Annotated in this window: 1 protein-coding gene and 1 pseudogene; both read left to right on the top strand. The window is 39.7% G+C overall.

The window, feature by feature from the left end:
- Nucleotides 1-27 precede the first annotated feature (27 nt).
- Nucleotides 28-150, top strand: a complete 123-nt coding sequence (locus HMPREF9075_RS14035) for a hypothetical protein (protein ID WP_255351861.1) — start codon at nucleotides 28-30, stop codon at nucleotides 148-150.
- A gap of 124 nt (nucleotides 151-274) precedes the next feature.
- A pseudogene (locus tag HMPREF9075_RS13590) lies at nucleotides 275-1,200 on the top strand (hypothetical protein); the annotation flags it as partial.

Here is a 1,200-nt window from a genome sequence, read left to right as displayed (position 1 = left end):
TGAATTTTGAATTCTGAATTTTGAATTGTGGGACTGGTGGGACAGGTGGGACTTGTGAGACAGGTGGGACGAGTGGGACTGGTGAGAGTGCGAGCCAAAGCCAGCGAAGGCTTGGAGCTGGGTATGTGGGGGCGATTGTGGGACTGGTGAGGCGAGTGAGACTTGTGGGACGAGTGGGACTGGTGAGACGAGTGAGACTGGTGAGACGAGTGGGAGTGTACGACTAATAATTAAACAAAAAAGTATCTAACAATTTTTTATATATTATAATAGTATGAGAAGGCAATTACTATTACTTAGTTTTTTTTGGTTTATAGCGGTGTTATTTAGTACTGCTATAGGGCAGATGCAAGCCAACTTTCCAGAGCGATATCGTGTTACTGTAAAAGGGGATATGATTATCGTAGGGAATACAATGGTGAGCCCTCCTGGTGGTTCTGCTATATATGATGATACCAATATATGGAACTACTTTTACCAGAAGTATGTAGATGTAGATAATGATAATTCTACTTTCAACTCGAGCTCGGCGAGGGTATTAGATCCTAACCCTGGAGGTGCTTGTCCGCGCAAGGTAAAGAAAGCCTTTTTGTATTGGGCTTCTAATGATAATTCTTCAGCAGGGACAACCGATAGGGTAAAGTTTAAAATAGACAATGGTAATTACCAAGACATTATAGGTACTTTGGTAACTACCAATGTTAATGGTATATATGTGTATATAGCTGATGTTACAGATAAGCTTACTAGTGTAGCTGGTAATTATACAGTAGCCAATTTGCAAGCTCCTACTCGGTATGCGGCAGGTTGGACACTCTTTATTATTTATGAAGATGCTACAAAGCCAGCCCGTAATATTAGTTTGTTTGATGGTATTGCTATTGTAAATGGTAGTACTTCAGCCGTGATTAACATTCAGGGCTTTAAAACAGTGCCTTCACCACTACCTGTAAATGCAAAAATTGGTTTTGCTTCTTTGGAAGGGGACGTAGCAGGGATAGGCGACCAATTAAAAATAACAACCAATAAAATAAACAATGAAGTACTTTCCAGCCCAGGACGTCCTAAAAATAACTTCTTTAATAGTACTGCCACTGATGAAAATGGTATTAACTTGAATCGTACACCTCGTTCAAAGAACTTAATGGGGTATGATACAGGTATTTTGCAATTAGAGAATGCTAATAATCGTATTTTAGA

The sequence above is a fragment of the Capnocytophaga sp. oral taxon 332 str. F0381 genome, from assembly GCF_000318275.2.
In the GTDB taxonomy this organism is placed as follows: Bacteria; Bacteroidota; Bacteroidia; order Flavobacteriales; family Flavobacteriaceae; genus Capnocytophaga; species Capnocytophaga bilenii.
Note: the sequence above shows the minus strand (reverse complement) of the source record. Positions and strands in the feature narration are given on the sequence as shown.